This is a genomic window from Plantactinospora mayteni (genome assembly GCF_016862935.1).
Taxonomy (GTDB): Bacteria; Actinomycetota; Actinomycetes; order Mycobacteriales; family Micromonosporaceae; genus Plantactinospora; species Plantactinospora mayteni.
This window is the reverse complement of the sequence record NZ_BONX01000101.1, coordinates 1-3,816: the sequence shown is the minus strand read 5'-3', so window position 1 is coordinate 3,816 and position 3,816 is coordinate 1. Positions and strand designations below refer to the sequence as shown.

5 protein-coding genes and 1 pseudogene are annotated in these 3,816 nt (G+C 64.6%); 3 read left to right on the top strand and 3 right to left on the bottom strand.

What is annotated here, in order from left to right; all coding sequences use genetic code 11:
* Positions 1 to 324, bottom strand: a 324-nt coding sequence (locus Pma05_RS42025) for a tetratricopeptide repeat protein (protein WP_504961209.1), incomplete at its 3' end; no start/stop codon positions are given.
* Between the two features lie 83 nt (positions 325 to 407).
* On the opposite strand from Pma05_RS42025, the pseudogene Pma05_RS44400 reads away from it, so the two are divergent.
* The 3 genes and pseudogenes from Pma05_RS44400 to Pma05_RS42015 all read left to right on the top strand — a co-directional run.
* Positions 408 to 627: pseudogene (locus Pma05_RS44400) on the top strand (ISL3 family transposase); the annotation flags it as partial.
* Between the two features lie 38 nt (positions 628 to 665).
* Positions 666 to 806 (top strand): hypothetical protein, encoded by a 141-nt coding sequence (locus Pma05_RS42020; RefSeq protein WP_203863125.1) that lies wholly within the window; start codon positions 666 to 668, stop codon positions 804 to 806.
* Between the two features lie 604 nt (positions 807 to 1,410).
* Positions 1,411 to 2,574: a hypothetical protein gene (locus Pma05_RS42015; RefSeq protein ID WP_203863124.1), complete on the top strand. Its 1,164-nt coding sequence runs from the start codon at positions 1,411 to 1,413 to the stop codon at positions 2,572 to 2,574.
* Positions 2,575 to 2,870: 296 nt separating this feature from the next.
* Here the strand turns inward: Pma05_RS42015 and Pma05_RS42010 are convergent, their stop codons facing one another.
* Both Pma05_RS42010 and Pma05_RS42005 read right to left on the bottom strand, forming a co-directional pair.
* Complete coding sequence (locus Pma05_RS42010; protein WP_203863123.1) at positions 2,871 to 3,038, bottom strand: hypothetical protein; 168 nt, start codon at positions 3,036 to 3,038, stop codon at positions 2,871 to 2,873.
* Between the two features lie 289 nt (positions 3,039 to 3,327).
* The gene (locus Pma05_RS42005; protein WP_203863122.1) at positions 3,328 to 3,624 is read right to left on the bottom strand and encodes a hypothetical protein; all 297 of its coding nucleotides are present in this window, start codon (positions 3,622 to 3,624) and stop codon (positions 3,328 to 3,330) included.
* Positions 3,625 to 3,816 lie beyond the last annotated feature (192 nt).

Below are 3,816 nucleotides of genomic sequence, written 5' to 3'. Positions count from 1 at the left end.
ACGTCGATAGCAACTGACGGCACGTCGCAGGTCGCCGAGGTGATGATGGGCGTGGCCGAGACTGTGCCAGATGTGCGCCTCGGCCAGTCGATCCCCGGTCTGCTGGATCAGCGACAGCGCTCCAAACCCGGCCGGGTCGGCCAGCGCGGCGCGTTCGGCATCCGCCCCGGTCAGCAGTGGCGAGTCGGCTGCTCCGGCGAACACCCCGGACGGCAACAGCGGAGACGCGTCGAACAGCAACGGCCTAGCCCGCCCGTCCGGACCGGACAGCACCGCCACCGTCGAAGACGTACCGAAATCGACACGCAGCGCATATCCGCCCATCGCCACGCGATGACCCTAGAACAGGGCTTCAACTCACTGCGGCAGCGCCGCCGAAGCAGACGCCCGCGTCCGATCCCAGGTGCGCAGCCACGGTGCTGCCGGCCGAGCCGGCGCCGGTCGCGGTGCTCGGCGTTGACGAGGTTCGCCGCGGCAGCCGCACTCGACCTGGGACGCCCAGGCCGGTTCGTGGACCACGACTGCGGACCGCTGGCACGTCGGCTTCTGCGATCTGTCCGGTGGTTAAGGGCTGCTCGCCAGGTCGAAGGCCGTATCACAGCGGCGGTGACCGGCTGGCTGACCGCTCACCTGGCGTGAGCAGGCAGGGACAGAACAGTGCTGCTGTGGGACGTAGCCACCCGCAGGACCATCGCCACCCTCACCGGCCCGACGACGTCAACAGTTCGGCGTTCAGCCCGGACGGCAAGACCTTCGCCACCGCCAGCTTGGACGACACCGCACGGCTGTGGAGGATCCACGCCTGAGTCCCTCTCAAGTGCCCCTTTCCGCGTCCCTGGCGCAATGCCTTGTTAGGTTCGGTGGACGCCACAGCGGACACCTCAACCCCGCTTGAGTTCGAAGAGCCCAGATATCAGCCACGGCCGGTCCCGAGTTCTGATCGGCGTCACGAGCCAGCGCGGCAGACATCAACCATTGTCGTGCCTGTACTCGTCGCAGGTCGTTTCCGTCGACCCCGGCCGCTGACTCCCGGCGTCAGCGACATGTAAGCAGGAAGGCAGACTGTGCGCAAACAATCCCTTCAATGTGCCACCCCTCGCACTCACGATCGAGGGAAAACGTGACCGGACAAGAGACGGGAGGGCAACGATGCTGGCCGAGCAGCCTGTCCGCGGAACCAGCGATCCGCACACCTTTGTCAGACCCAGACGATTCGTCCGCGGCACCTCGTTGGCCGCAGTCCTGGCGCTTACCCTGGTGGCGGCGCCAACCCCGGCAGGCGCTGCAACTCCAGGCACCTCCGCCACATCCCCGGCGGACCGAATCCTAGAAAGGGCAGAGCAGACACTTCGGACGGCAGACAACCTCAACGGGCCACGGGTGGCGCCCGCGCCCAGAAGCGCCGAGCCCATGAAACAGTCCGATGACTGCGGGACGGTCCGACGCAACCTCGCGACGCTTGCCGGACAGGGCCGGAGTTTGGTCGCTTGCACCGCACCGGGCTCCGTCGAGCGGGCAAGGCTCCACCTGAGTAAGCGGAAGGCGGCCGGCCCGAGCGTGAATACGGCGAGCGACCTTGAGCCGTTTCCGGAATGGTGCGAGGTCTCAACAGAGTGGCGGTGGCTGATTACCCGGACTCAAGCGTGTGTGATCGTTCCCTATAGCCTTGGTGTGCTGGAAACATCAACCGGGGAAATGGTTGGACAAATCGACTTCGTCCACATCGCCTACCATTACTCGTTCGCTGACGGTACGACTTGGGGTCAGCAACTCAGAGTCGAGATGATCGACGGTTGGGGTCTGATTCAAGGCACAACGGTCGAAGGCTACGCCGCTTGCCTACCATCCCAATCCGAGGCGTGTGGGGTCGCTGCCGAGGAGTTCCCGCCGCAACCGATCACGAAGGGGGGAGCCGCCGAAGGGTACGCCTTCTATGATTCCCCGAACATCCCGGCTGGCGCCCGTCGCACCGAGCGTAGCGTGCTGGCATCACAATGGCGGAACCCGTTGTGGGCACATACGAGTATGACCTACATAGATCCGACCCTTGTGTTGCGATGTGACAATGACCTCCCTGGCAACACCCCGCCCGGCTGCGTCTTCCCAGCCTATACGTGGTCCGTCATACGCTACTCGCCGAGCGGCCCCTACCCAGAACTCGCGCTGCACATCCTTGAAGCGCAGTTCTCCGGCCTGCCGGGTGCCTATCCCGACACTGGACTGCCCAACGAGATGCCACTAACCCGCCTGACCAACGACACGTTGCAGGTCTTGAACCGGAACACGGCCTGTCCCCCGGCCAACGAGGGCGGATATCCACGACCGCCGGGCAAGTCGTGTGACGAGTACCCGTTCGCCTCCACCGACCAGGGCGCCTTCACCGGCAGCACTGGCCCCGCGCGGTCGTACTCCTGGTGTGAGATAGCGGAGCCGCCAGGCCAAGGCCCCGATGGCTACAGCGTCTGCATGATCAACGATTGGCAGAACTCGCAGGGCGGAAACACGTTGAACACCCAGCTCTTCCTGCCGTTCCGGATCCTCGACAAGGACCCGTTCTACGTCTACATCGGTTGATCAACAAGCCTGGTGTGCCGGCTTCTCGGCCCCGATCAGGCACGCCGCCTGACCGGGGCCGAGGCCAGGGTCTGTCAAACGAACGGCTCTGGCCCACATTCGGTGGTGACAGTCGGTAGCGGCGTTGCGGGCGTGCTCGCGAGCCTCTGACGCCGGCTTTTGGAGGCTGGCCGGCCTTTCACTCGGAGCCATAGCCACGATCCAGATCTAATTCCTGGCCTGGGAGAGATGGACGACACAGCGGGCCCAGGCATGCAGGGCGGCTGTCTGCTCGGGCGTGAGGCGGTTGGTGGTCCTCAGCTCGACGGCGGGCCGGGACAGAATCCGCTGGTCCCGTGCATTCCCTGGTTGAGCAGCATCCGGAAGTAGGCGTGATAGTCGTCGACGGTCGAGTCCAGTCCGCCGCCGCCAGACTGGAACGCCGGAGGCAGGCTGTGGTGTCCCCCTTCGGCCTCGTCCTCCATGAGCAACTCTCCGGTCTACAGCGGGGTGTCCAAACCCTTCTACCTGGCCTGGGCTGGTCTTCTATGCGGCTCGCTCATTCTCAGTGATCAGCCCTGCGCTTGCCGTGTCGGAAATTGGGTCTGGCTTCGAAGTTCATCGGGCAGCCGTGTCCGGGTTGCCCGGCCGCCGAGACGGACGAGGGTCTCCGGCAGACCGCTGAGCTGGGCAACCACCGTTCCATTAGGATCCCAGTGGTCCTTCTTCAATTAGATCAACGGGGCTCGACAATCACGATGTTCTTCTGAACAGTCATGCCCCCGCGCCGACCGCGTCGGCGATCTGCATGCTTGCCCAGAGGTAATGGGCGGCGAGAAGCACCAGCGGCAGCAGGACGGTGACCATCATGCCCACACCAACGGCCCGTGCTCTACGAAACGCGCACAGCACGGCGGCGGCGATCAGGAGCGCCACCAACGCCGCGACGGTGACGACGAGCATGACGAACAGGTACATCATACCGCCGTCGTCGGGCACGTCAGGGGACTGAGTCGCGGAGATGTGGCGATAGTTGAAGTACACGTACGCGCCCCAGAGCGCATAGATCATAAGCGGTATGGTGAAGCCGAGACCCCACTTGGGCCACGACCACCATCCACCGGAAGCTTCCACCGTCGGCATCCGGCAAGTATCGTCCGTGCGACGGTTCCCTTGACACGATGAGATTCAGTTGTGACGCTGCCGTGCCCAAACCGAGCGTCCGATGTCAACGCGAGAGCGACAAGACCGGGGTCCGTAACG

Excerpts from the sequence above, each read along its gene's own strand:
- Pma05_RS42015 (WP_203863124.1), top strand. The coding sequence starts at position 1,411 with ATGAAACAGTCCGATGACTGCGGGACGGTCCGACGCAACCTCGCGACG.
- Pma05_RS42010 (WP_203863123.1), bottom strand. The coding sequence starts at position 3,038 with ATGGAGGACGAGGCCGAAGGGGGACACCACAGCCTGCCTCCGGCGTTC.
- Pma05_RS42005 (WP_203863122.1), bottom strand. The coding sequence starts at position 3,624 with ATGATCTATGCGCTCTGGGGCGCGTACGTGTACTTCAACTATCGCCAC.